This is a genomic window from Streptomyces sp. NPDC047525, assembly GCF_040643025.1.
Taxonomy (GTDB): Bacteria; Actinomycetota; Actinomycetes; order Streptomycetales; family Streptomycetaceae; genus Streptomyces; species Streptomyces durmitorensis.
On record NZ_JBEYTL010000001.1, the window covers coordinates 353675 to 377131 of the forward strand.

The 23457-nt window shown below is 70.3% G+C and carries 24 protein-coding genes and 1 pseudogene; 14 read left to right on the forward strand and 11 right to left on the reverse strand.

Going from position 1 to position 23457, the window contains the following annotated elements:
* The first annotated feature begins 56 nt into the window (after positions 1-56).
* The 5 genes from ABZ833_RS01735 (at position 57) to ABZ833_RS01755 (ending at position 3740) form a co-directional block, all read left to right on the forward strand.
* Positions 57-998 (forward strand): YihY/virulence factor BrkB family protein, encoded by a 942-nt coding sequence (locus ABZ833_RS01735; protein WP_361039605.1) that lies wholly within the window; start codon positions 57-59, stop codon positions 996-998.
* Between the two features lie 183 nt (positions 999-1181).
* Positions 1182-1601 (forward strand): hypothetical protein, encoded by a 420-nt coding sequence (locus ABZ833_RS01740; RefSeq protein ID WP_361039608.1) that lies wholly within the window; start codon positions 1182-1184, stop codon positions 1599-1601.
* Positions 1602-1827: 226 nt separating this feature from the next.
* Positions 1828-2733, forward strand: coding sequence for a PRC and DUF2382 domain-containing protein (locus tag ABZ833_RS01745; RefSeq protein ID WP_361039611.1), 906 nt, complete (start codon positions 1828-1830; stop codon positions 2731-2733).
* 145 nt (positions 2734-2878) lie between these two features.
* A complete protein-coding gene (locus ABZ833_RS01750; RefSeq protein ID WP_361039614.1) occupies positions 2879-3319 on the forward strand; it encodes an AraC family transcriptional regulator in 441 nt (146 codons plus the stop codon).
* Positions 3320-3329: 10 nt separating this feature from the next.
* Positions 3330-3740: a VOC family protein gene (locus ABZ833_RS01755; protein WP_361039616.1), complete on the forward strand. Its 411-nt coding sequence runs from the start codon at positions 3330-3332 to the stop codon at positions 3738-3740.
* Between the two features lie 33 nt (positions 3741-3773).
* Here ABZ833_RS01755 and ABZ833_RS01760 read toward each other — a convergent pair whose 3' ends face one another.
* A complete protein-coding gene (locus tag ABZ833_RS01760) occupies positions 3774-4298 on the reverse strand; it encodes a hypothetical protein (RefSeq protein WP_361039619.1) in 525 nt (174 codons plus the stop codon).
* Between the two features lie 153 nt (positions 4299-4451).
* Here ABZ833_RS01760 and ABZ833_RS01765 point away from each other — a divergent pair, with 153 nt between their 5' ends.
* Positions 4452-5072 carry a dihydrofolate reductase family protein gene (locus tag ABZ833_RS01765; protein WP_361039622.1) on the forward strand — a complete coding sequence of 207 codons (621 nt, stop codon included), beginning with the start codon at positions 4452-4454 and terminating at the stop codon, positions 5070-5072.
* A gap of 64 nt (positions 5073-5136) precedes the next feature.
* Here ABZ833_RS01765 and ABZ833_RS01770 read toward each other — a convergent pair whose 3' ends face one another.
* Positions 5137-5541, reverse strand: coding sequence for a hypothetical protein (locus ABZ833_RS01770; protein ID WP_361039624.1), 405 nt, complete (start codon positions 5539-5541; stop codon positions 5137-5139).
* A 456-nt stretch (positions 5542-5997) separates the two neighbouring features.
* On the opposite strand from ABZ833_RS01770, the pseudogene ABZ833_RS01775 reads away from it, so the two are divergent.
* Positions 5998-7080, forward strand: a pseudogene (locus ABZ833_RS01775) (silent information regulator protein Sir2); the annotation flags it as partial.
* A 93-nt stretch (positions 7081-7173) separates the two neighbouring features.
* Here the strand turns inward: ABZ833_RS01775 and ABZ833_RS01780 are convergent.
* From ABZ833_RS01780 to ABZ833_RS01800, 5 genes are all read right to left on the reverse strand, one after another.
* Positions 7174-8373 (reverse strand): sialidase family protein, encoded by a 1200-nt coding sequence (locus ABZ833_RS01780; RefSeq protein ID WP_361039626.1) that lies wholly within the window; start codon positions 8371-8373, stop codon positions 7174-7176.
* Between the two features lie 66 nt (positions 8374-8439).
* Entirely contained in the window at positions 8440-9960 is a 1521-nt protein-coding gene (locus ABZ833_RS01785) for an alpha-N-arabinofuranosidase (protein WP_361039628.1), read from the reverse strand.
* A 52-nt stretch (positions 9961-10012) separates the two neighbouring features.
* Positions 10013-10900, reverse strand: a complete 888-nt coding sequence (locus tag ABZ833_RS01790) for a carbohydrate ABC transporter permease (RefSeq protein ID WP_249585533.1) — start codon at positions 10898-10900, stop codon at positions 10013-10015.
* A gap of 2 nt (positions 10901-10902) precedes the next feature.
* Complete coding sequence (locus tag ABZ833_RS01795) at positions 10903-11811, reverse strand: sugar ABC transporter permease (protein WP_361039631.1); 909 nt, start codon at positions 11809-11811, stop codon at positions 10903-10905.
* Between the two features lie 83 nt (positions 11812-11894).
* Positions 11895-13262, reverse strand: a complete 1368-nt coding sequence (locus ABZ833_RS01800) for an extracellular solute-binding protein (protein WP_361039634.1) — start codon at positions 13260-13262, stop codon at positions 11895-11897.
* A 238-nt stretch (positions 13263-13500) separates the two neighbouring features.
* On the opposite strand from ABZ833_RS01800, the gene ABZ833_RS01805 reads away from it, so the two are divergent.
* The 3 genes from ABZ833_RS01805 (at position 13501) to ABZ833_RS01815 (ending at position 15921) form a co-directional block, all read left to right on the forward strand.
* Positions 13501-14517: a LacI family DNA-binding transcriptional regulator gene (locus ABZ833_RS01805; protein ID WP_361039637.1), complete on the forward strand. Its 1017-nt coding sequence runs from the start codon at positions 13501-13503 to the stop codon at positions 14515-14517.
* 55 nt (positions 14518-14572) lie between these two features.
* Complete coding sequence (locus ABZ833_RS01810) at positions 14573-14857, forward strand: hypothetical protein (protein WP_361039639.1); 285 nt, start codon at positions 14573-14575, stop codon at positions 14855-14857.
* A gap of 284 nt (positions 14858-15141) precedes the next feature.
* On the forward strand, positions 15142-15921 hold the full coding sequence (locus tag ABZ833_RS01815; protein ID WP_361039641.1) for an NAD(P)H-dependent oxidoreductase: 780 nt from the start codon (positions 15142-15144) through the stop codon (positions 15919-15921).
* A 10-nt stretch (positions 15922-15931) separates the two neighbouring features.
* On the opposite strand, the gene ABZ833_RS01820 is transcribed toward ABZ833_RS01815, so the two are convergent.
* Positions 15932-17908 (reverse strand): PE-PGRS family protein, encoded by a 1977-nt coding sequence (locus tag ABZ833_RS01820; RefSeq protein ID WP_361039644.1) that lies wholly within the window; start codon positions 17906-17908, stop codon positions 15932-15934.
* Positions 17909-17944: 36 nt separating this feature from the next.
* Between ABZ833_RS01820 and ABZ833_RS01825 the strand changes: the two genes are divergently transcribed.
* Positions 17945-18520: a GNAT family N-acetyltransferase gene (locus tag ABZ833_RS01825; protein WP_361039647.1), complete on the forward strand. Its 576-nt coding sequence runs from the start codon at positions 17945-17947 to the stop codon at positions 18518-18520.
* On the opposite strand, the gene ABZ833_RS01830 is transcribed toward ABZ833_RS01825, so the two are convergent.
* A complete protein-coding gene (locus ABZ833_RS01830) occupies positions 18521-19240 on the reverse strand; it encodes an ABC transporter permease (RefSeq protein ID WP_361039650.1) in 720 nt (239 codons plus the stop codon).
* Between the two features lie 45 nt (positions 19241-19285).
* Positions 19286-20170 (reverse strand): ABC transporter ATP-binding protein, encoded by an 885-nt coding sequence (locus ABZ833_RS01835; RefSeq protein ID WP_361039653.1) that lies wholly within the window; start codon positions 20168-20170, stop codon positions 19286-19288.
* Between the two features lie 173 nt (positions 20171-20343).
* On the opposite strand from ABZ833_RS01835, the gene ABZ833_RS01840 reads away from it, so the two are divergent.
* Both ABZ833_RS01840 and ABZ833_RS01845 read left to right on the forward strand, forming a co-directional pair.
* Positions 20344-21519: a histidine kinase gene (locus ABZ833_RS01840; RefSeq protein ID WP_361039656.1), complete on the forward strand. Its 1176-nt coding sequence runs from the start codon at positions 20344-20346 to the stop codon at positions 21517-21519.
* Positions 21516-22118, forward strand: a complete 603-nt coding sequence (locus ABZ833_RS01845) for a response regulator transcription factor (protein ID WP_361039659.1) — start codon at positions 21516-21518, stop codon at positions 22116-22118. Before ABZ833_RS01840 ends, ABZ833_RS01845 begins: the two co-directional genes overlap by 4 nt.
* 117 nt (positions 22119-22235) lie before the next feature.
* On the opposite strand, the gene ABZ833_RS01850 is transcribed toward ABZ833_RS01845, so the two are convergent.
* Positions 22236-22709, reverse strand: coding sequence for a helix-turn-helix domain-containing protein (locus ABZ833_RS01850; protein ID WP_361039662.1), 474 nt, complete (start codon positions 22707-22709; stop codon positions 22236-22238).
* 127 nt (positions 22710-22836) lie between these two features.
* Here ABZ833_RS01850 and ABZ833_RS01855 point away from each other — a divergent pair, with 127 nt between their 5' ends.
* Positions 22837-23334 carry a PaaI family thioesterase gene (locus ABZ833_RS01855; RefSeq protein ID WP_361039664.1) on the forward strand — a complete coding sequence of 166 codons (498 nt, stop codon included), beginning with the start codon at positions 22837-22839 and terminating at the stop codon, positions 23332-23334.
* Positions 23335-23457: the final 123 nt, after the last annotated feature.

A 23457-nucleotide genomic window follows, 5' to 3' on the forward strand; every position in this document is an offset into this window, starting at 1 on the left:
TGGAGCGGGGATGGCGGTGCGACAAGCCGCCGGCGACAGACAACGAGGAGTAGCCCATGGACAGTTCCGCGACGCCTGCGCGTGCGGCGTCCGCCCGCGTCTCGGACGGGTCCGGCACGATTCCCGCCCCTGCCGGGCGGGCCGGTTCCCCGTCCCCGTGGGGGCGGCGGGGCGCCGCGCTGCGCCGCACCCCGGTGGCGATGTGGAACGACGACGTGTCGGACTGGGCCGCGGCGTTGACGTACTACGCGATTCTCGCCCTGCTGCCCGCGCTCCTTGTCACGGTCAGCCTGATCAGCCTGGTGAGCCCCGGCACGACCCAGACACTGATCGCCGAGGTCACCGACTGGGCGCCCGCGCAGTCGGGCAGCGCCTTGAACGACGTGCTCACCGAGATGGCCGGTGCGCGTTCCGCGGCCGTGACGGTCGTGGTCGGCGGCGGTGTCAGCGCGCTGTGGTCCGCCTCCAGTTATGCGGCCGTCTTCCGGCGGGCGCTGCACGCGATGCACGGCGTGAAGGACACGCGGCCCGTGTGGCGCAAGGCGCACCGTGTGCTGATGACCGCCCTTGCGCTGCTCGCGCTGTTGGCCTCCAGTGCGGTCGTGCTCGTCCTGAGCGGCTCGCTCGTCCAGGCCGTCGGGCGGCGCGCGGGGGTCGGCGACGCGGGGCAGACCGTGTGGAGCGTCATGAGGTGGCCCGCACTTGTCTGCCTGGTGGTCCTGCTCGTCCACGTGCTCTTCCGCAACGCGCCGCCCTCCGCACGCGGTTGGCGCCACAGCCTGCCCGGCGGACTGCTGGCCGCGCTGCTGTGGCTCCTGTCCTCGGGCCTGTTCACCCTGTACGCCTCGGGGTTCGGCAGCTACGGCAAGCTGTACGGCTCGCTCGCGGGCGTGGTGGTCTTCCTGGTGTGGCTCTGGATGTCCAACCTGGCGCTGCTGGCCGGAGCGCAGTTCACGGTGGAGATGGCCCGCGCCCCGGTCGCCGTGCGCACGAGCTGAGGCGTGGCCCCGAGTCGTGCGCCCCCGGGCGGAAATCCGGGTCCGTGTGCCCGCGCGTGCCCTTCCCTGCGCGCCGCGTGCGCTCCCCCCGCAGGGGTTCGGGTCGGGCGCACACCGGTGATACGCCTGAAGGACAAACTCGTGTACGTGTTCGCCCACGCGGCATCGAAGAGGAGTCATCCCATGGCCTCGTTCGACACGGGACGGTTGTGTGCGATCGTCAAAATCCTGGACCAGGCAAGCACCCACCTCCGGCTGGCAGCGCGCGAATCCACCCTCGCCGGACCCCCGACGGCCGTGCCCCGGCCGACCGCAGGACCCGCCCCCGCCACCTCCGGCATCACCGCGCTCCTGAGCGTCTCGGAGCAGGCGTCAGGCAGCGTCCGGCGCGCTCTGGTCCACATCCACAACGGTGAGGTCCAGCGCGCCCAGCACGAGCTGGACCGGGCACGGACCCAGCCGTGCGCGGCAGGTCTCACCCCGGCGGGGCTGCCCCGCCCCCTCCCCCAGCGCGTGGCCACGGCGCTGCGCCTGATGCAGGGGATCACCAACTTCTTCCCCTCCGAGACGGAACAGGTCCTGGTGCGGGCGGCCCTTCCCTAGCCGGTCCCCTGCTCACCCGGATGGGCTAGTCGGCGGGGCGGTGGACCCGATCGGCCCGATCGCCGAAAACACCCCGCCGAAGTGCTCCCGTCGAGCTGTCCGTGCACCCTCCGTGACTCTCCTGGTTGCGTCGCGCACCTGTGTGGCGCGCGATGGAGGGGACGCGTGCGACGTCCGTGGCGAGATTCGATTCTGCCCGTCGCGCGCCGCGAGGGAGTGATCACCCATGGCTCAGGGCGAGGCCTTCACCAGCGCTGACGGGCTCGCGGGCCTGACGGCCTACGACCGGACCGGCGAGAAGATCGGCAGCGTCGAGCAGGTGTATCTCGACGACCGAACTGGGCGTCCCGAGTGGGTGACCGTCAAGACCGGTCTCTTCGGCATGAAGCAGAGCTTCGTGCCGCTCACCGGAGCACGCCGCCAGGAGGACCAGCTGCACGTGGCAGCCACGAAGGAGGCCGTGAAGGAGGCCCCGCGCGTGGACGCCGACCAGCACCTCGAGCCCGGCGAGGAGCAGGACCTCTACACCCACTACGGGCTCACCCGGCCCGGCGGCGCTCAGACACGTACCGCCCCGGCGGCAGGTGGCCGTGACCGCGCCGGGACCGCGGGCATGGCCGGAACCGCGGGCATGGCCGGAGCTGGCGCCGGCATGGGCGCCGGCGACGGCCGCAAGGCGGGCGCGCGTGAGTTCGCGACCCGCTCCGCCGCGGGCGACGACAGCAAGGACGAAATGGTGCGCTCCGAGGAGCGGCTGCGTGTCGGGACGGAGGAGCAGGAGGTCGGGCATGCCCGGCTGCGCAAGGTGGTCGTCACCGAGGACGTGAAGACCTCCGTCCCCATCTCCCACGAGGAGGTGCGCGTCGTACGCGAGCCCATCCGCGAGGGCGACCGCATGCGTGCCGACATCGGTGAGGCGGAGACCGAAGTGACTCTGCACGCCGAGAAGGCGGTGACCCGCAAGGAGACCGTGCCGGTCGAGCGCGTCCGCCTGGAGACCGAGAAGGTCACCGAGACCCAGGAGATCTCCGACACGGTGCGCAAGGAGCAGATCGAGTTCGACGACGCCAAGGGCGAGCGCGGCGCGAAGGGCGAGGCCTGGCGCGACCGGAAGCAGGGCCCGCGGCACTGACGCCTCTCGGCACGCCCTGATCGAGGGCAGCTGACGGTGCAGGAAAGCGGTGGAGGGAGGGAGCACTCGGCAGGAGTGCTCCCTCCCTCCTCTCCTGCCGGGCGCCTCTGGAGCAGCCGGGGGAAAGCTGGTTTGCTGGGGCACTGTGAGCCGCGCCGCCGAAGAGACCAACCGCCGCATGCTCCGGGCACGGGACGCGATGGACCGCTCCTACGCGCAGCCGCTGGACGTACCCGCCCTGGCCCGGATCGCCCTCGTGTCGCAGGCGCACTTCACGCGCACCTTCCGCGCCACGTTCGGCGAGACACCGCACCGCTATCTGCAGCGCCGCCGCATCGAGCGGGCGATGGCCCTGCTGCGGGACACCGACCGCAGCGTGACGGACATCTGCTTCCAGGTCGGCTTCGGCAGCCCGGGAACCTTCAGCCGCACCTTCCGCGACATCGTCGGCCGGTCGCCACGGCGGTACCGCAAGGAAGCGACGGCCACAGACGTACCGACATGCTTCACGATGGCATGGACGCGCCCGCGAACCGACCGCCCACTGAGCAGCTTTGGACAAGTTTCCGCCCGGCGTCCCCAGTAGCGTGACGGACATGTTGAACGCCATCACGCACTCGCAGATCTACGTGCTCGACCAGGACGAGGCCGTCGAGTTCTACGTCGGCAAGCTGGGCCTGACGGTCAGCGCCGACGTCGACCTGGGCTTCATGCGCTGGCTGACCGTCAGCATCCCCGGCCACCCGGAGCGCCAGATCCTGCTGGAGAAGCCGGGCCCTCCGGCGCTGTCCGAGGAGACGGCCCAGCAGGTCCGTGAGCTGGTGACCAAGGGCGCGATGGGCGGCTCGCTCATCTTCGGCACGGACGACTGCCGCAAGACGTACGAGACGCTGCTCGGCCGGGGCGTCGAGTTCACCGAGGAACCCACCGACCGCCCGTACGGCATCGACTGCGGCCTCCGCGACCCCTTCGGCAACAGCATCCGCTTCACGCAGCCGAAGACCTGAGGGGGCGCGGGGGGGGGGGACAGGCTGCTGCCCTTAGCCGTCCGACCGGGCGCGGCTCGCGTCCGCGCACTCCAGGCAGGCAGGCTTGTCGTCGATCGTCACCCCGTCCTCGGAGGCGGCTTCGCAGATGCCGGGCCGGCCGGGGTGGTTGGCCCGGCAGTGGCAGGTGCAGGTCTCGGTGACCGCTTCCAGGTCAGAGGCGCGTTGCGGCGCCAGACCCATGCGGATGTCGTGGCAGTTGCGGCACAACGGCACGTGCCAGGGGCCGGTGGTGGGCGAGTTGGCGACGATGGAGTGGCCTGGTTCGGCGTCACCGCGGCACGTTCCGGGGAATTCGGGATGGGTGCCGCACGCGCACTGGCAGGAGCCGGGCTCGGAGGGCCTGACCGTGAGCGGAGCCGGGTTGCGCTCGTACCCGTCGGCCGTCGGCGTCATCGCGGCGTGCAGGGCCTTGGCCTGGTCGGCCATCCGCTGCACGGCGGGCACCATCGCCCGTCTGAGCGCCTCGGCGCAAGCCTGGAACTGCTCTGCGTTCGGCGCGGGTGCAGGCTTGGTCATGGGTCCATTGTCGCGCCAAGTCGCTCATCAGGGGCGGTACCTGAAGAAGGCCGTCCACTCGTTCGGCGCTCACTTCCCGGCGCTGGGGCCGATGCTTGACGGGAAGCTCACCGCGCAGGCGATGGACGTCGCCCCGAGAGGAGAGAGCGAGCCATGACCAAACGTACGGGCAAGGTGATCTGCGACATCACGATCTCGGCCGACGGGTACTCGGCCGGGCTCAACCAGACCGAGAAGCGCCCGTTCGGCGACGACGGAGGCGACGGTACGGGTGACAGGCTGCACGCCTGGATGTTCGACACTCCCGACGAGAACCGGGCCGAGGTCGACCTGATGGCCGCCGCCGAGGCGTTCATCATGGGGCGCAACATGTTCGGCCCGGTGCGCGGCGCGTGGGATCGGCAGTGGAACGGCTGGTGGGGCGGCGACCCGCCGTTCCACGCCCCGGTCTTCGTGCTCACCCACCACGCGCGCGTGCCGCAGCCGATGGACGGCGGCACCACGTACCACTTCGTCACCGACGGCATCGAGTCGGCCCTGGCACAGGCGCGCGCGGCGGCCGGCGACGGCGATGTCCTGGTCCAGGGCGGCGCGACCACCATCAACCAGTACCTCGCCGCCGGTCTGATCGACGAGCTGCGGCTGCACATCGTGCCGTTCACGCTCGGCGCCGGCACGCGGCTCTTCGAGGGCGTCCCGCCGCTGAAACTCGAGCAGGTGAAGTCGCGGGGAGCGGAACTCGTCACGCATGTGACCTACCGCGTGCTGTCCTGAGCCGGAGGCCGGTGCCGGGTGGTGCGCGACCACCGCGGGTGGAGACACCGCGGTGGTCGTCCGGTCAGGCGAGAGTGACGGCGCCGGTCCGGCACGCCGCTGCCGCGGCGGTGAAGACCCTCTCGTACCGGTCGTCGTCGAGCAGGACGGCGAGCCCGCAGGCAGCCGCCCACGCGACCTGAGCGGCGTCCTCACCAAGGGGCCGATCCTGCTTGTGCAGTTCTCGGCCGAGGTGCTGGCCGTGGAGGTCCCTGGAGTCCTGGCCTTCCGCGCGGCGCCGGATGGCTTCGACGGCGCCCTCCACGAACGTCTCGTAGTCGGTGTCGCCGAGCAGTCTGCGCAGTTGCTCCAGCTGGGCGTGGGCGGCACGAAGGTGCAGCGGCCAGTCCCGGCAGGTGCCGAACTGCTCTTCCATGGCCTGCGTCAGGTCGATCCGCCGGAACATCTCGTCGAGGGGGTCGTAGGTCATGATCTCTCGGTAGCGGCTGCCGAGGTCAGGGCGGCGAAGGCTCGCTGCGGGCTCCCCCGTGTGGCTGCACACCGGACGGCCCCGCGACCTTCCGGCCACCACGCGTGGACCTCTCGGCCACCGCCCCGCACACGCACCTTCGTCCTCGCACCTGAATAAGAATCATGTACATGACCATTGACGCGCTCATGGCATGGCAATAGCTTCCAGGAAAGCGCTTTCCACCGGCAGGTGCAAGGCCTGGCCACTTTGCACATTCACCCTGCCGAACCGTCCCGTCACCGACCGCACCCTGCCCGCGCCGGTCCGACGAGCCACTCGACCTGGAGACCAACGATGCGAACCAGACCCATCACCGCCTGCTTCGGCTTACTCGCCGGCACGCTCGTCGCACTGTCCGGCAATGCGGCGCAGGCCGCGCCGACGGGCGCCCACGCGCACGTCGCCGTGAAGGCCTCCGCGCTGTACGTGGCACCGACCGGAAGCGACAGCGCCGCCGGGACGGAGTCGAATCCCACGACACTCACCTCAGCGATCACCCGCATCACGCCCGGCGGAACGATCTACCTGCGCGGCGGGACCTACCGCCATTCGCAGACGGTCACCATCCCGCAGGGCAACAACGGCACCGCGAGCGACCGCACCGAGCTGGCCGCCTACCCGGGCGAGAAGCCCGTCCTGAACTTCTCCGCCCAGAGCGAGGGCACGTCGAACCGCGGGCTCGCCGTGAACGGGTCGTACTGGCACGTCAAAGGCATCGTCGTCGAGCGTGCCGGAGACAACGGCATCTTCGTCGGCGGCAGCAACAACGTCTTCGAGCGCACGGTGACCCGCTACAACCGCGACACCGGCCTGCAGCTGTCACGGATGCTCTCCAGCACCCCCAGCAGCCAGTGGCCGTCCAACAACCTCATCCTGAGCGCGGAGTCGCACGACAACGCCGATTCGGACGGGGAGGACGCCGACGGCTTCGCCGCGAAGCTCACCTCCGGGCCCGGGAACGTCTTCCGCTACGCCGTCGCCCACAACAACATCGACGACGGATGGGACCTGTACACCAAGTCGGACACGGGCCCGATCGGCGCGGTGACCATCGAGGACTCACTCGCCCACGACAACGGCACCCTCAGCGACGGCTCCCAGGCCGGCAACGGCGACCGCAACGGCTACAAGCTCGGCGGCGAGGACATCGGCGTCAACCACGTGATCCGCCGCAACATCGCCTACAACAACGGCAAGCACGGATTCACCTACAACAGGAACCTCGGGAAGATGTCGGTGTCGGACAACGTCAGCATCGACAACGACGAGCGCAACTACTCCTTCGACGGCGGCACTTCGGTGTTCCGGAACAACACCTCGTGCCGCAGCGGCAGCGGCTCGAACGACAGGGTCGTCGGCAACTCCGACAGCTCGAACCAGTTCTGGTCCGGCTCGAACGGGTCCCGCTGCTCCTCGTACTCCGGGGCCTTGAAGTGGTCCTACGCCACGGACGGACGCCTCGTCGTGACCTTCGGCGGTACCGCGCTCGCGCCTTAAGCCCTCCCCGTCCGGATATTGCTCCCCCTCTGCCGGTGCCCTGCGTGCGCACGTGCGATCTGACCGCCGTGCGCACGCGGGGCACCTCCACGCTCAGGCGGCAGGCACCGACCCGGTGGCGAAGTACGGCTTGCAGACCGAGCCGGACCAGTCCGTGGCGATTTCGAGGAGCCTGTTGCCGTCGGCCGACGGCAACAGGCTTGAGCTGTAGTTGGGGCAGTAGTCCACGGTCGTCGACTCGACGGCGACCGGGGCGGGGATCTCCCGCCAACTGCCCGAGCCACCGTCGCTGTTGACCCAGACGGTGCGCCCGCTCCCGGCCGCCTTGCTGCCGTCGCGGTTGTACAGGACCTGACCGACGAGGAACAGCCTGCCCTTCGGGTTGCCCGCCTCGGGCGCCCACGCCAGGTTCGGCGCGTGCTTGAAGTACTTGCCGTCTGCGGTCTCCGGGCGGACGCCCAGGGAGGTGGTGGCGCCCCAGTTCCAGCCGTCGGACGAGGTGCGGTAGTGCACGACGCACTGGAACTGGCCCGCGGCCGCACAGATCTCGAACGACATGAAGTACGTCCCGTCGCCCGTCTTGCGCACCACCGCCATGCCGGGCCGGTCCGAGGCGAGCGTGCTGGCGACGGTGTCATGATGGCCCGTCCAGGTCACCCCGTCCGCGGTGCGGGCGGCCACCAGCTTCTGGCTGTGTGCGGGATCGGTCTCGTCGGAGTAGTGCGCCACGAGTTGCCCGGACGCGTCGACGGAGAACTCCGGCTCCCACAGCCCCTTGTCGTTCGACGCCGTGGCGATCGTGGACAGATGGCTCCAACTGCGGCCCACGTCCGTGCTCTTGAAGACCCGCAGGGCCATCCGCCGGTTCGGCTCGTCCTGCCCGACCGACGCCGCCCACAGCAGCGTCCCCGCGGGCATCTCGCCGATGCGCTGCGGGAGTTCGTACAGCGTCGAGCAGCACAGCCCCTGCCCGCCTGCGGCCTCGGGGTCCCGCACCGTGCCGACTTCGCGGAACGACGCGCCCCCGTCCGTGCTCTCGTGGATGGCGCCGAGCCCGTCGTTCCCGGAGAACGTGACCACCGAGGCCAGGATCCGGCCGTTGGCGTCACCGCTGTGGGCGAGTCTGACGGCGCGCGGGTAGAGCCCGGTGCCGTCGCGCAGCAAGGTGCCGGTCGCGGCGTCGGCCGACGACCCGGACTGCGTGACGAACAGTGCCGCCAGGAGGGCGAGCAGCAGGGGGAACAGGACAGTGGGGCGGAGGAGACGTGGTCGTGCGGGGTCGTGCGCTGACATGGGCCTCTCCTGACTCTGCGATGGATGGGGGACGTACGTACGGAACGGTCTGAACCAGCGGCGTTCTCAGGCGGCTGGGGGCGCGAGACGGATGACGTTCCAGGAGACCGGCGGCAGTTCGGCCGCGAGCGCGCCCTCGGCGGTGATGTGTGTGCCGGACGCGCGGCGCGGCACCACCCGGTCCGGTTCCGCCTCGGTGTTGACCGCGTCCGGATCCTGGTCGGCGAGGACCAGGTGCTCCACGACGCGGTGTCCGGCGGCCGCCCCGCGCAGCGCGGCCTCGAGGCGCAGCGGGTGCTCCTGGTCGCGGTTGACGGCGAGGACGGTGAGCGCGCCGCTCTCCTCGTCGTGCGTCACCACGGTGTCGAGGGTGGACACGTCCCCGTACTGAGGCGTGTCGATGCGGGGTCCGGAGGTGTCCGTGCGCAGCACGCGGCCGGTCGCGAAACGGGCCGCCTGGGCGAACGGGTGGAAGGTGGTCTGGCGCCAGCTGGCGCCGCCGGGCTCGGTGCGGATGGGTGCGATGACGTTCACCAGCTGGGCGAGGCAGGCGATGGCCACCCGGTCGGCGTTGCGCAGCAGCGTGATGAGCAGCGAACCGACCACGGCGGCGTCAATCACGCTGTACGTGTCCTCGATGAGGCGAGGTGTCTCGGCGGTCTCCAGATTGCGCTCGCCGGGGAAGCGGGCGGCGTACCAGACGTTCCACTCGTCGAAGGAGAGCTTGATGTGCTTCTTGGCACCCCGCACCGCACGGACGTGGTCGGCGGTCGACACCACGTCGCGGATGTACTGGTCCATGTGCGCGCCCGAGGCGAGGAAGCTGGCGCGGTCGCCGTCGAACTCCTCGTAGTAGGCGTGCAGGGAGAGGTAGTCGACCTCGTCGTAGGTCTGCTCGAGGACCTCCCGCTCCCACGTCCCGAACGTGGGCATCCGCGAGTTGGAGCTGCCGCAGGCGACCAGCTCGATGGACGGGTCGACCTGGCGCATCGCCTTGCCTGCTTCGGCCGCGAGCCTCCCGTACTCGGTGGCCGTCTTGTGGCCCGTCTGCCACGGTCCGTCCATCTCGTTGCCCAGGCACCACAGCTTCACGCCGTGCGGGTCGGTCACGCCGTGCTTGACGCGCAGGTCCGACCAGGCGGTGCCGCCCGGGTGGTTGCAGTACTCGACCAGGGCTCGGGCGGCGTCGATGCCGCGCGTGCCGAGGTTGACGGCCATCATCGGGTCGAGTCCCAACTGACGTGCCCAGCCGAGGAATTCGTTGGTGCCGACGCGGTTGGTCTCGATGGAGCGCCACGCCAGGTCGAGCCGGCGCGGACGATCGGCGACAGGGCCGACGCCGTCCTCCCAGTGGTAGCCGGAGACGAAGTTGCCGCCGGGGTAGCGCACGAGGCCGGTGCCCAGTTCGCGTACCAGCTCGGCGACGTCGCCGCGGAATCCGTCGGCGTCGGCGGTGGGGTGCTCGGGGTCGTGGATGCCGGTGTAGACGCAGCGTCCCATGTGCTCGACGAAGGTTCCGTACAGGCGCGGGTCGACGTCGCCGACGCTGAACTCGGGGTCGATGACGAACCGTGCGGTGTGCGGCATGTTCGGGTGCCTCTCTCTGTGGTGCGGTGTGCTGACTCGGTCAGGGGGTGGGCTATTTGAGGCCGGTGCCTGCGATGCCCTCGACGATGCGGCGCTGGAACAGCGCGAAGACGGCGAGCAGCGGGATCGCGCCGAGCACGGCGGACGCCATGAGCTGGGCGTAGGGCACGCCGAACACGTCCTGGACGGAGGTGAGTCCGACGGGCAGCGTCATCATCTCCGGGTCGGTCACCACCAGCAGGGGCCACAGGAAGTTGTTCCAGACGCCGACGAACACGAAGATCGTCACGGCGGAGACGGCCGGGCGGGAGATCGGCATCACGATCTGCCAGTAGGTGCGCAGCCAGCCCGCGCCGTCCGCGCGTGCCGCGTCGATCAGCTCCCGCGGTATCCCGTCGAAGAACTGCTTGAAGACGAACACCGCCACGACGTTGGGGACTTGAGGCAGGACGACACCCCAGTAGGTGTTCAGGAGTCCGGCCGACTGGAGGGCGAGGAACTGCGGGATCATCAGGACCTGTCCCGGGATCATGATTCCGGCGAGCAGCATCACGAATGCGGCCCGGCGCATCCGGAAGCGGGTCTGCGACAGGGCGAACGCGGCGAGCGACGCCATGACCACCGTGAGGACGGTGGTGAGGATCGAGGTGATGAAGCTGTTGGCGTACCAGTAGGGCAGCTTGCCCGCGTCGAATATCTCCCCGTACGCGTCCAGGGTCGGATGCGCGGTGAACCATCCCGTCGGGTTGGTGACGACCTCCTGGGCGGGCCGGATCGACGTGGCGAGCGCCCACGCCAGGGGGACGAGCCACAGCAGCGCGAGGGCGATGAGCGTGCCGAGTGCCACCCGGTTGAACAGGCGCTCGGAGTCGCGGGGGCGGGCCGGAGGGGCGCTGGTGCCGCGCTGTCCGGTCTCGGGGCGCGTGGCGATCGCGGTCATGGTCAGTTCTCCTTCTCGGCACGGCGTACGAGGGCGAACCAGACGAGGGAGACGAGCAGGATCACCAGGAACAGCAGCAGCGACACGGTCGAGGCGTAGCCCACGCGGCCCTCGACGAACCCGGTGTCGTAGATGAGCTGCAGCGAGGGGCGGGTGCTGCCGTCGGGGCCGCCCGCGGTCATCATGTAGATCTGGTCGAAGACCTTCAGCGAGGCGATGACCTGCAACACCGTCACCAGCGTCGTCGTACGGCCAAGCATCGGCACGACCACATGACGGATCCGCTGCCAGGGTCCTGCCCCGTCGATGGCGGCCGCCTCGTGCACCTCGCGCGGCACGTCCTGCAGACCGGCCAGGTAGAGCACGAAGTTGAAGCCGATGGTCCACCACACCGTGGCCGCCGCGATGGAGATCATCGCCCAGTCCGGGTCACCTAGCCAGGACGGCGGGGTGTCGACGCCGAACCACTTCACCGCCTCCTGGGCCAGGCCCAGTTGATCGGCGTAGATGAACATGAAGAGCAGCGAGACGACGGCGGAGGGCAGCACGAACGGCGCGAAGAACGCGAAGCGGAAGAACCAGCGGCCGCGCACGAACCGGTCGGCGAGCAGGGCCAGGGCCAGGCTGAGCAGCACAAGGGGCACGGTCGTCAGGACCGTGAACCACAGCGTGTTGCGCAGGGTCCGCCAGAACTCCGCGTCGCCGAGCACCGCCGTGTAGTTCGAGAGGCCCGCGAAGTCACCGAGGCCGCTCTTGAGCAGGCTCGTCTCGAAGAATCCGGCGACCACGGTGTAGATCAGCGGCCCCACCAGGAACACCAGGTAGAAGAGGGCGAAGGGCAGCAGCATTCCCGGTCCTGCCCAGCGGTCGCCTCTGCTGGACGTCGGGGTCGGGGCGGTCGTCGTGGCCACGGTTCGGCCTTTCGGTCAAGGCGTACGGGATCCAAGGGAGGGTGGAACAAGGGGGGTTGGGCGGCGGTCGCGGGCGGCCTCGCTCACACGGGAGCGGGGCGCGACGCCAGGGTGCGCAGGTCGCGGCGCAGGCGCGCGGCGCCGGCCCTGGGGCTGGTCTCGCCGGTGAACACGGACGTCACCGCATCGCCCACCACGTTCTGCATGGTGCTGCCCGCGCCGCCGTACCAGGCGGCCGGGTCGTAGACCGCTCCGTCGGCGGCCGTGGCGTAGTGCGACTGCGGCACCAGTTCCTTGTACGCGCGCGATCGCTGCGTCGGCAGCCATGCCGGGACGTGGCCGCCCTCCGCCCACAACTTGCTGGAGTGCAGCATCGAGGCGATGAACCCCAGGGAGAGATCGAGGCGTTGGGCCGTCTCGGTGGGTGCCTTCGGGAGCACCAGCGCGTGCGAGTCGGCGGCGCAGGCGTAGGGCGCGTCCTTGAAGATGCGCGGCAGGGGCCGCATGTCGAACTTCACCTTCGCCGACTGGACCGCGAGCGCCTGCCAGACGCCGTCCATCAGGAATCCGGCCTTGCCGGTGGTCAGCAGCGTGATGGCGCCCTTCCCGTCGGTGTTGGCGGGGATCACCTTCTCCTGGCTGAGGCGGCGGATGTACGCGAGCGCCTCGGCCGCGGCAGCCGTGTCGACGACCACCCGCTTGCCCTGGTCGGCGACGAGATCCCCGCCTCCCACCTGCCGGTACAGCGACCAGAAGAGCCGGAACTGCATCGAGGCCTCCTTCACCGAGGCGATCGAGCCGCCCCAGGCTCCGGTCACCTCCTTCGCCGCACGCAGCGCGTCGATGAACGCGTCGGGTCCGTCCACGTCCACCAACTGGCCCTGCCCGTCGAGCAGTCCGGCCTTCTGGGCGATGTCCGTGCGGAAGAAGAGCACGAAGGGGTGCGTGTCGAGCGGCACGGCGTGCGGCGCCCCGCCGAACTGGGACTTCCGCCACGGCCGTGCGTCGAACTTGTCCTCGGTCAGCCCGTGCCGGGCCAGGTCCTCGGTGTGCAGCTCGGTCAGCAGCCCGGCCTCGGCGAGCGTGGGCAGCTTCGACAGATGGACCACCGCCACCTGCGGCGGCCGGTCGCCGAGCGTGGAGAGGGTGAGCTTCGTGTAGTACGGGTTGCCCCACAGGAACGTCGCCGATTTCAGTTCGGTCGAGCGGTGCGCGGCTCGATACGCGTCCTGCATCGCCAGCATCCGCTCGCCGTCGCCGCCGGTGAACGGGTTCCAGAAGTTGAGCCGCGACGGTGAGGGCGCGCCGCCGGTGAACCCCTGCGCGAGCGTGCTGCCGCAGCCTGACGCGGTGAGCGCTGCGGCGCCGGCCGCACCGAGCGCGATCCCTCCGCGCAGCACACGGCGGCGGGACGGGGCGGGCGGCGACGGGGTCGGTATGCGGTCCCGCATGGGCATGCGTCCTTCCACGGCGGAGTGCAACGTTGGAATGCTCGGCGACGACAGCCGCACTGCTCGGCTGTCCGCTGCGTTTACAACGTTGTACTCAGATGGCAATACGGCGTCAACACCTAGGCCCGCATTACCTGTTCAAGCACTCGACGAATCCCCATCACCCCTCACCGGTTACAACGTTGGACCATGACGTACGCTGCTGCTGTCGGGGGAGGTCAGGGGGAGGGAGAACACCGTGGCAGGCGCACGCCTGAAGGACGTCGCGGAGCGCGCCGGAGTATCGATCAAGACAGTGTCCAATGTCGTCCGCGGCGAGACCGGAGTCGCCGACCGGACACGCGAACGCGTCCTGCGCGCCATCGCGGACCTCGACTACCAGCCCAACGCATCGGCACGCCACTTGCGCACAGGCCGCAGCGGCATCATCGCGCTCGCCGTCCCCGAACTCGTCGCACCGTACTTCGCCGAGCTGGCCGCGCAGGTCATCGCCGCCGCGAAGAAGCGCGGCTGCACCGTGCTCATCGAGGACACCGGGGGCAGCGCGGACGAGGAACTCCGCATCGCCTGCGGGCTCAGCGACCCGCTCATCGACGGCGTCCTGCTCAGCCCGCTCCGCCTCGACGAGGAGGCACTCGCCGCCCGCGAACGCCGCGTGCCGCTCGTACTCCTGGGCGAGCGGTCGTACGAGATCCCCGCCGACCACGTCCTGATCGACAACTCGGCGGCGGCGCGCGAGGCCACCGACCACCTCCTGTCCCTCGGGCGGTGCCGCATCGCCGTCATCGGACAGCCCTCGGGGTCCGCCCACGCGACGACGGTCCAGCGCATGCACGGATACCTGACCGCGCTGCACGCGGCGGGCGTGCCGCACGATCCCCAACTGGCCCCGGGCACACGGGCGTTCACCCGAGCCGAGGGTGCGAACGCGATGCGGGCTCTCCTGGCGCTCGACGACCCGCCGGACGCCGTCTTCTGCTTCAACGACCTGCTGGCCTCCGGGGCGCTGCGGGTGGCGCACGAGCACGGCCTGCGCGTTCCGCACGACGTGGCCGTGGCCGGATTCGACGACGTGGAGGAGTCCCGCTACAGCGTGCCGAGCCTGACCACCGTCGCCCCGGACAAGCGGGGGATCGCGGAACTGGCCGTGGACGCGCTGCTGCGCCGGATCGACGCCGGAGCGATGGCCCCGCACACGCGGCTCACCGCGGGATACGAGCTCGTGGTGCGGGAGAGCACGCGCGCGACGGGCTGAACCGGTTGGATGGCGGCCCACGGCCACATGTACGGCCCTCACGGAGGCGGCAGCGATGACCCTCGTCCTGGCTCACACCGTCCGCACCTGCCAGGCCATGCCCTCACAGTGGGACGCCTGGACCACCGACGGCCAGTACCTCTACCTCCGCTACCGCCACGGCGTCGGCAGCGTCGAGACCTACCCGGGCCCGGACCCCGACACGTGGGACGACGGCGCGCTGATCACGGAATGGGACGACGCCACCGGCCGCGGAGAGATCAGCCTTGCCTGCTTCCTCGCGGCGGCGGGAATCCAGCTGGCCCCCGACGTCCGGGTGATCGGCGAGCCAGCGGGATGACGCGGTGCAGAGGCGACGTCGCGACCACGGGCCCGGAGGAGATCCCCTTCCAGTACGACGCCGTTCATCTACGGGGTCCAGCGGCTGCCGGTCACCCGGTAGCCGCGGCCTCCTGGTGGCCGACGGACGGCCCGCGCCAACCCTCACCCTCACGCTCACCTTGAGGGTGAGACGCCACTCGATGAGCCCAGCGGAGACACCCCGTACCGCCGTGGCCAGATCCTTGCACTCCCTGGCCATCTGGCCACTCGTCCCCCGTCGGGCAGCGGCGGAGGATCGACGGCATGAAGATTCTTTGGGTATTCGCCCACCCCGAACCGCAATCCCTCAACGGCTCCTTGCGTGACGACGGGATCCGGGACCTGCGCGGCCTCGGGCACAAGGTCCGCGAGTCCGATCTCTACGCCATGGACTGGAAGCCCGTGGTGGACTCCGGCGACTTCCACCGCGAAACAGTCGACCGGCTTCTGGTCGGCGCCGAACAGGAGCACGCCTACAGCGCGGCCAAGCTGACCGACGACATCACCGCCGAGCAGGAGAAGATCGCCTGGGCCGATGCGCTGGTGTTCCAGTTCCCGCTGTGGTGGTTCGGACCGCCCGCCATCCTCAAGGGGTGGTTCGACCGGGTCCTCGTGCAGGGCTTCGCCTTCGGGCTCCAGGACGGCTCCGGGCGCACCCTGCGTTACGGCGACGGCGGCCTCGCGGGGAAGCGCGCCATGGTCATCACCACGGTCGGCGCGCGGGAGTCGGGCTTCGGGCCACGCGGAATCCACGGCCAGCTGGACGAGGTGCTGTTCCCACTGCTGCACGGCACGTTCTGGTACACGGGGATGGACGCATTGCCGCCCTACGTCGTCTACGGCGCCGACCGCCTGACCTCCGCCGACTACCGCACCCGCGCAGCCGAACTCCGCGAGCGGCTCCGCACACTGCCGGTCACCGAGCCGCTCCCCTACCGCCACGAACACCGCGGCGACTACGACGACGCACTCGTCCTGCACCCGGAGATCGAGCCGGACCTCACGGGCGTCGCGGCACACCGATCACGGACATCAGGACGCTGACGCACCCCCTTCAGCCCTGAAGCCGCCCGACCATCTCCCGCATGACGCCGACGGGCAGGGCCGGGTGCCGGGCCGCGTCTTGTGCTGTGTCCCTGTCCCCCAGGAGCCGGACGAGCACCTGTGCGGGCAACCGCGGGTGCCTGGCGGCGGCGTGGCGCACGTACTCATACGGGTCGTCGAGCAGGCGTATCGCCGACGCGGCCGTCAGCCGCGCGTCGGTTGCCGCTCGGTAGCGCACTTCCTCGCTGGGGTCCCGGCTGAACCGCTCCACCAGGTCGGGCGTCGACTGCGGGTCGTCCAGGGCCAGTTGACGCATGCGGGGGTTCGTGTCGTCGGCGTGGCGCAGGAGATCGCTGCGCGGGAAGTTCGGGTGCCCCCGGGGGCGGTCGGGGACGGAGAGACTGCCGGTCCACCACTGCCACACCTCCAGGAGCATGGCGGCGGGTGCGTCGTCACAGGATTCGGCGAGGAAGAGGTGGACGACACGGTCCTCGTCCCGGGCGAGGAGCCCGACGACGTCCGGTGGCAGGTGCCGGGCGCGGGCAACGCTTCTGCGCACCAGGGGATGGGCCGAAGCGGCAAGACGGCGCATGGCGTCGGGGTCGTCGTGCAGCGCCACGACCCAGTCGAGCGCGTGGTGGTGGATGCCCGGATCGAAGGCGATGGGGATGGCTGCCCGCTGCTCCTCGGTGAGGTCGGGGCGCCGGGCCACCTCCCCACGAACGCTCTCCTCGGGGTCCTGGGCGAGGAGAGCGACAAGGTCCGGGTCCAGTCGCGGATTGCGTGCGAGGGAGCGGCGCTGGGCTGCATGACCGTGGCGGGCCAGGTGCCCGGCGAGGTCGCGCTCAAGGCGGCAGGTCTCCACGGCACGGTCCATTAGCCCCTCGGCTTCCCAGACCGCCCGGGGCAGCGGGTGGTCCCGGTGGTGCCGCAGCAGCGCCGTGACGCGGACCTTGCTGTCCGGGTCTGCCAGGAGTCCGTACCGGGCCGGGTCGTCGAGATGGGGCCACGCGGCATGACAGGCCGCGGCGCGCACCGTCGGCTCGGGGTCGGTGGCCAGGGCGATCAGGATCCGTGCGGGCAGGCCAGGAAGGCGAGCGGCCTCTTCGCGGATCGGGACGGACGCGTCGGAGGCCAGCTGCTCGTACGCGATGTCACCGAGCTCGGCACGCTGGTCCGCCGCGATCATGGTGAGGATCCACCTGTGCCGGGTGTTCCGCTCGCCGGTGATCAGACGGGTCCATTGCTCGACCGTGAGGGGCTGGGCCTCGGCCAGCAACTCCCTTACTCTGCAGTCCGGATGGACCATGGCCGCCTCCACGACCGCCGCCGGCAGCGGGCGCCGCAGCAGGTGGTGCGACAGCCCCAGCAGATCGCCCCACAGGTCATCTGGTGTGGCCGGGTTGAGCGCCAGTCCATGCGCCCACGCCTCGCACAGCCCTGCCGAAGGGGCCGGCCCCTGGAACAGCGAGGCCCAGGCAGCCGCCCGCTCCTGCGAGGTCTCCCGCGCCTGCGCCACGGCAGCCACGTCCTGCCGCTCGCGGACCCCGTCCACGGCGATGAGCCGGACCTCGGATTCCTCGGCGGTCACGCCGAGCAGTGCGTCCCCGTCCATCGAGAGCGTGACGAACTCGGGCCGCCCCGCCCGCTTCCTCAGCAGCGCGGCAAGGCTCCAGTCCTCGGCCAGCCTTACCCGCGTCCAGCGCCTGGGCGTACAGCCCGTCCAGTCCCCGGCGACATCGATCAGGAACACACCGTCCTCGCCCAGGATCCCGAGATCGACGGCGAGCCGGTGCCACTCGGCGTCGACCTCGGCGCTCAGGTCGTGCCGGTCTCCTCGCACGGCAACGACCTGCCGGGCCTCACCGCAGCCGATGCCCCGCCACGCGGCCGACGGCCGCAGCACGTTCTCGATCCGGCTCTCCCCCGCGATTGCCAGCCCTGCGCGCCGCAACAACTCCGCGAGCTCGTCGCTCCCACCCGTCATGGGCTCATCCTGCCGCAGCCACTACATTCGATCACCATGCAGCACTTCGGCTCCGACATCCTCACCGTCGCCGATCGCCTCACCGATGCCTACGTCGAGGTGTTCACGGCCCCGCCCTGGGATCACCGGGACCCCGCCGCCACCCGGAAGGAGTTCCGTCAGCGGCTTGAAGTGGACGCGCATCGCCCTGGGTTCCGGGCCGCCCTCTCCCTTGCGGCCGACGGCGAGGTGGACGGCTTCGTGACCGGCTGGGTCACGCAGGCGCCGTTTCCCGCCGACCGTGCCTATGGCGAGGTGACCCGGCGGCTCGGTGCTGACCGGGTCGATGCGCTGTTGGTGGGCGCCTTCGAGATCGACGAGCTGGGGGTACGCGCCCGTACCCGCGGCACCGGGCTGGGGAAGCAGCTCCTGTCCGCCCTCACCGCCACCGCTCCCGCCGGCCGGGCATGGCTGCTGACGTGGGATCAGGCCCACGCGACGCTCGCGTTCTACCGCCGGATGGGCTGGCGCGAGCCCGAGCCCTTGCCGGGTCGGGCGACCGGCGTCGTCGTGTTCCTTTCTCCGTTCTCCGGCGGCGACAGGGGGGCCGCGGTGACCGAGTCCGGCGGGTGATCACCGGCGCGGTTCCCAGCGGAAGAGCCGGGAGGCCAGCGCGACGGACACGACGACCCAGCCCAGTGTGGGCAGCAGCAGCGGCAGGGACTCCGCCACGGGGACGCCGCCGTTCCAGGCGTTGAGGACCAGTTCGGTGGCCGAGCCGCCGGGGAGCAGCCGCTTGAGCAGGGTGAGCTCCTCGGTGCCGGTGATGGCCACCCAGTTGGCGACGGCGATGGCGCCGAGGCTGACGGGCAGCGTCGTCACCTGGGCGTGCTCCGGGGAGTTCGTCAGGCCCGCCGTGGCGAGGCCCAGGGCGAGCATCATGATCAGCGTCGAGAGGACCGCCGCCGACAGGAGGAGGACGTTGTCCGGCTGACCGGCGACCGCTGCCAGCACCGCGAGGATCACGGTCACCTGGGCCAGCGCGAGGACGGTGACCGGGAGCGTCAGCCCGGTGAGGATGCCGGCGTCGCCCGCCGGGGTCGAGCGCAGCCGCTTGAGGAAGAGGGTCTGGCGGCGCGAGGCGAGCGTGGTCACCGTGGTGGCGTAGAGCCCGAAGGCGGCCACGGTGAACATCACCACCGCCGCGATGTATCCGAGGCTGCGCAGGTCCGCGAAGGTTTCGTGCTGATAGACGAAGAACGCGCAGGCCGCGACGGGAATGATGAAGCTGTTGAGCAGGATCAGCCGGTTCCGGAAGATCTGGGTGAGCTCGCTCAGAGCGATGGAGAGCATGGTGAAGGTCCCCTTCTGGGAAGTTCCGGGAGTGGGGGGGGCGGGCTACGCGCTGCCGATGGCGCGGAAGACGTCATCGAGCCGAGTCGGTCCCGCTTCGAGCTCCCGCAGCTCCACCGCGTGGGCGTGCGCCCAGCCGAGCACGGTGTGGAGGTCCTTCTGCAGGCCGAAGGTCTCGACGAGGACCTTCCCGTCGCTCTCGCGCTTGGCCCGCAGCGGCAGCGCAGGCGCGGTGGCGGGCAGGAAGAAGCGGATGGCGGCAGGCAGGGTCCTCGTCAGCTCGGCGACGGTCCCTTCCTGGTGGAAGGCGCCCTGGTGCATCAGCCCGATGCGATCGGCGCGCTGCTGGGCCTCTTCCAGGTAGTGCGTGGTGAGCACGATGGTGGATCCGTCTTCGCGCAGTTTCTCCACGGCGTCCCACAGAGCGTCCCGGGACTGGATGTCCAGACCGGTGGTCGGCTCGTCCAGGAAGATCAGCTCGGGGCTGCCGTACACGGCGGTGGCGAAGTCCAGGCGTCGCTTCTCACCGCCGGAGAGCTGGGAGACCTGGGTTCCGGCCTTGTGCGTGAGGTCGACGATGCTGAGGACGCGTTCGACCCGGTCCCTGCGCTGGGAGAGGCTTCCGATCAGGCGGACCGATTCCTTCACGGTCAGGTCCGGTGAGAATCCGCTCTCCTGCAGCATGATGCCCATCCTCGGCCGCACGGCGCGCCGGTCCCGCGGGCTCTGCCCGAAGACCCGCACGGTGCCCGACGTGGCCGTACGGTGGCCTTCGACGGTCTCCAGGGTCGAGGTCTTGCCGGCGCCGTTCGTGCCGAGCAGGGCGTAGAGCTCCCCCTTCGCCACCTGGAAGGACAGGTCTTTCACGGCATGGAAGTCGCCGTAACTGAGGTTGAGGCGTTCAACGTCGATGACTGGTGTCGAGGTCATGCGTCGATCTCAGCCGTCGTCACGCCCGTCCGGCAGGGGCGTGGTGTCACCACTGCGCCATGACATTCCTCGGGGTGAAGGCATGACGCGGTGTCACTGGTGACAGCCCCGGAGCCGGAAGAATACTGCGGGCAGACGCTGCTGATCGATCCCGGAGACCCGGAGACCCACGCATGGAGACCACGGCCACGGCCGAGCACGCCCGGACGACGCAGGGACGGCTGCGCAACGTCAACCTCACCATGTTCATCCCGCCGCTCGCCGTCGTAGGAGCGGTCCTGGTGGCGGTCGATGCCCGGAGCTGGGGGGAGGCCGCCGTCCTGATCCTGGGCGTGGTGGCGGGCCTGGTGATCGTCGAGCGGTGGACGGCCGGCGACACCTCCCGCGTCGTGCTCCCCTGTCTGATCCTCACCGCCGCCGTGTGGCTGATCGGCGTGCTCGTGACCGACAGTCGCACGGCGTGCTACGGCATCACGATCGTGGGCCCGTACTTCATCTCCCAGCTGCCGCGCCACCACGGCGCGGCCACCCTGGGCCTTGGCACCTTCATCGCCGCGGTGGGCGCGGCGAAGCTGCTCCAATCACCGGACGATGTCGTCGGCACCTTGATCGTGTACGTCCTCCTGCCCACGGGCATCACCCTCGCGGCGACCGGCCTCATGTTCGTCAACCAGCGCTTCTACAAGGTCATCGAGCAGTCGCGGGAACGCGAGGCGGAGCTGGCCGTCGTCCGGGAACGCATGCGCTTCGCCAGCGATCTGCACGACATCCAGGGCCACACCCTCCACGTGGTGAAACTGAAGATCACGCTGGCCGAGAAGCTGCTGCGCAGCGACATCGGGCGCGTGGAGGAGGAGCTGCGGGAAGTGCACGCCCTGGTCAGCGACACCATCACCCAGACCAAGGAGCTCGCCTACGCACAGCGGCGGCTCAACCTCTCCGTGGAGCTGGAGAACGCGAAGAACCTCTTCGAAGCCGCGGGTATCCGCGTACGCGTCAACCGCGAGGCCGAGGTCGACGAGAGAGTCAACGGCCTGCTCGGCCAGGTCCTCCGCGAGACGACGACCAACATCCTGCGCCACGCGCAAGCCACGCGGGTGCGCATCACGGTCTCGGAATCGGGCATCGCGATCACCAACGACGGCGCCCCGGAGACTGCCCTTCCCGCCCTCGGCGGACTGGCCGCCCTCAGGGAACGAGTGGGCGCCGACGGAGGCGAGCTGACGGTGGAGCAGAAGGACGGGCGCTTCCTCACGGCCGCGGACTTCCCCTCGCTTTCCTCGCCTCCCTCGCTTCCCTCGGCTTCCTCGGCACCGCGGTCCTCCGCCGCGCGGGAGGGCGACCGATGACCAGCGTGGTGCTCGCCGACGACGAGGCCCTCCTCCGTAAAGCACTTGCCGCATTGCTGACGCTCGAAGGCGAGATCACCGTGCTCGCCGAAGCGCAGGACGGCGCCTCGGCCATCGAGGCCACCTTGCGGCACCGGCCCGACGTACTCGTCATCGACCTGGAGATGCCCGGTGTGGACGGCCTCGGCGCCGTCGCGGAGATCCGCCGTGTGCAACCGGACCAGGTGATCCTGATGCTGACCCGCCACGCCAGGCCCGGGGTTCTCCGCAAGGCCCTGAAACTCGGCGTCCAGGGCTTCGTCAGCAAATCGGCGGAACCCGCGCACATCACGGCGGTCATCAACACCCTGCACGAGGGCAGGCGTTGGATCGATCCGGACGTCTCCGCGCTCGCCGTCGTGGACGACTGCCCCCTCACCGACCGGGAGATCGACGTCCTGCGGGTGACCGGCGACGGGTACTCCGTCGCCGAGATCGCCATCCGTCTCCGCCTGGCTCAGGGCACCGTACGCAACTACCTCTCGAACGCAATGCAGAAGACCCAGACACGCACCCGACACGACGCGGCGCGTTACGCGCGTGAGCACGACTGGCTCTAGGCACGCGCGGGGCGGCGGGGTGCGCTCGATCCTGGACCGGCCCTGAAGGGCCACGCGGTAGTGGGCCCTCCCCTCGGACACAGGCAAACGGATTTCAGAACGCGGCATCGCCACGACTCACGATCGGCGCCGGGCGCCCGGCCCCAGTCGAACGGTGACGTCCCGGGGAGTGAGGGTGGTGTGGTCGGCCGTGCACTGGACAGTGACGTGGACCGGGGCGCCGCAGTCGGTGTGGGTCACGTCCAAGGCGGGGCCGGGTCCCTCGGGGTCGATGGCGTGCGTTTCGCCCCACTGCCCCAGCGCCACCAGGACGGGCCACAGGTCCCAGCCCTTGGAGGTCAGGCGGTATTCGTTGCGGGAGCGGCTGCCTGGCTCCCGGTAGGAGACCGTCGTCAGGATTCCGGCCGTGGTGAGCTTGCGCAGGCGGTCGCTGAGGACGGCTTCCGAGAGGCCGATGTGGCGGTGGAAGTCGTCGAAGCGGCGCACCCCGTTGACCGCGTCGCGCAGGATCAGCAGCGTCCACTTCTCCCCGACCACGTCGAGCGTCCGCTGGACGGGGCAGTTCTCCATGCTCGTCTCAAGCCACTCCATCCGCCCATCGTAGGGCCGCTGGCTTCGTCATTGACAGTCAGATGAGGCACAGCTAACTTCACTTGAAGAAGTCAGATGACTGCGACGGCCGCGACGGCCGCGACGGCCAAAGGGAAGGCACTGGACTGTGGGGCGAACGCGTACGTACAGCTGGGACGATCCCGCGATCCCGGCGCAGGCCGCCACCGGAATGGCCGGGCTCGACTTCCTTCGCGAGGTGCAGGCGGGCAGGGTCGCGGGGCCGCCCATCGGCCAGACCCTCGACTTCGACTTGGACCAGGTGGAACACGGCAAGGCCGTGTTCTCCCTGGTGCCGGGCGAGGAGCACTACAACCCGATCGGCAGTGTGCACGGCGGCGTGTTCGCCACTCTGCTCGACTCTGCGGCGGGCTGCGCCGTGCAGTCCACCCTCCCGCAGGGGATGGCCTACACCTCGCTCGACCTGACGGTGAAGTTCCTGCGGCCGATCACCGTCGACACCGGCCGGGTGCGCGCCATCGGCACGGTGCTCAACTCCGGCCGCCGCACCGCACTCGCCCAAGCCCAGCTGGTCGACGCGGACGAGCGCCTGCTGGCCCACGCGACCAGTAGCTGCTTGCTGTTTCCGGTGCCCGTGTCCGTGTAACCGCGACTGCCGCTGTTCCCAGGGATGGCAGCGAGAGTGAGCGGCGCCCTCGCCAGGCGCCCCGCGTCTACGTGCCGGGCCTCGGTCACCTACGGGTGCGACCGGCGCGTACGCCGCGCGGCG

Coding starts and splice junctions, on each gene's coding strand:
- ABZ833_RS01735 (WP_361039605.1), top strand. CDS start 57: ATGGACAGTTCCGCGACGCCTGCGCGTGCGGCGTCCGCCCGCGTCTCG.
- ABZ833_RS01740 (WP_361039608.1), top strand. CDS start 1,182: ATGGCCTCGTTCGACACGGGACGGTTGTGTGCGATCGTCAAAATCCTG.
- ABZ833_RS01745 (WP_361039611.1), top strand. CDS start 1,828: ATGGCTCAGGGCGAGGCCTTCACCAGCGCTGACGGGCTCGCGGGCCTG.
- ABZ833_RS01755 (WP_361039616.1), top strand. CDS start 3,330: ATGTTGAACGCCATCACGCACTCGCAGATCTACGTGCTCGACCAGGAC.
- ABZ833_RS01760 (WP_361039619.1), bottom strand. CDS start 4,298: ATGACCAAGCCTGCACCCGCGCCGAACGCAGAGCAGTTCCAGGCTTGC.
- ABZ833_RS01765 (WP_361039622.1), top strand. CDS start 4,452: ATGACCAAACGTACGGGCAAGGTGATCTGCGACATCACGATCTCGGCC.
- ABZ833_RS01770 (WP_361039624.1), bottom strand. CDS start 5,541: ATGACCTACGACCCCCTCGACGAGATGTTCCGGCGGATCGACCTGACG.
- ABZ833_RS01780 (WP_361039626.1), bottom strand. CDS start 8,373: ATGTCAGCGCACGACCCCGCACGACCACGTCTCCTCCGCCCCACTGTC.
- ABZ833_RS01785 (WP_361039628.1), bottom strand. CDS start 9,960: ATGCCGCACACCGCACGGTTCGTCATCGACCCCGAGTTCAGCGTCGGC.
- ABZ833_RS01790 (WP_249585533.1), bottom strand. CDS start 10,900: ATGACCGCGATCGCCACGCGCCCCGAGACCGGACAGCGCGGCACCAGC.
- ABZ833_RS01800 (WP_361039634.1), bottom strand. CDS start 13,262: ATGCGGGACCGCATACCGACCCCGTCGCCGCCCGCCCCGTCCCGCCGC.
- ABZ833_RS01810 (WP_361039639.1), top strand. CDS start 14,573: ATGACCCTCGTCCTGGCTCACACCGTCCGCACCTGCCAGGCCATGCCC.
- ABZ833_RS01815 (WP_361039641.1), top strand. CDS start 15,142: ATGAAGATTCTTTGGGTATTCGCCCACCCCGAACCGCAATCCCTCAAC.
- ABZ833_RS01820 (WP_361039644.1), bottom strand. CDS start 17,908: ATGACGGGTGGGAGCGACGAGCTCGCGGAGTTGTTGCGGCGCGCAGGG.
- ABZ833_RS01825 (WP_361039647.1), top strand. CDS start 17,945: ATGCAGCACTTCGGCTCCGACATCCTCACCGTCGCCGATCGCCTCACC.
- ABZ833_RS01830 (WP_361039650.1), bottom strand. CDS start 19,240: ATGCTCTCCATCGCTCTGAGCGAGCTCACCCAGATCTTCCGGAACCGG.
- ABZ833_RS01835 (WP_361039653.1), bottom strand. CDS start 20,170: ATGACCTCGACACCAGTCATCGACGTTGAACGCCTCAACCTCAGTTAC.
- ABZ833_RS01840 (WP_361039656.1), top strand. CDS start 20,344: ATGGAGACCACGGCCACGGCCGAGCACGCCCGGACGACGCAGGGACGG.
- ABZ833_RS01845 (WP_361039659.1), top strand. CDS start 21,516: ATGACCAGCGTGGTGCTCGCCGACGACGAGGCCCTCCTCCGTAAAGCA.
- ABZ833_RS01850 (WP_361039662.1), bottom strand. CDS start 22,709: ATGGAGTGGCTTGAGACGAGCATGGAGAACTGCCCCGTCCAGCGGACG.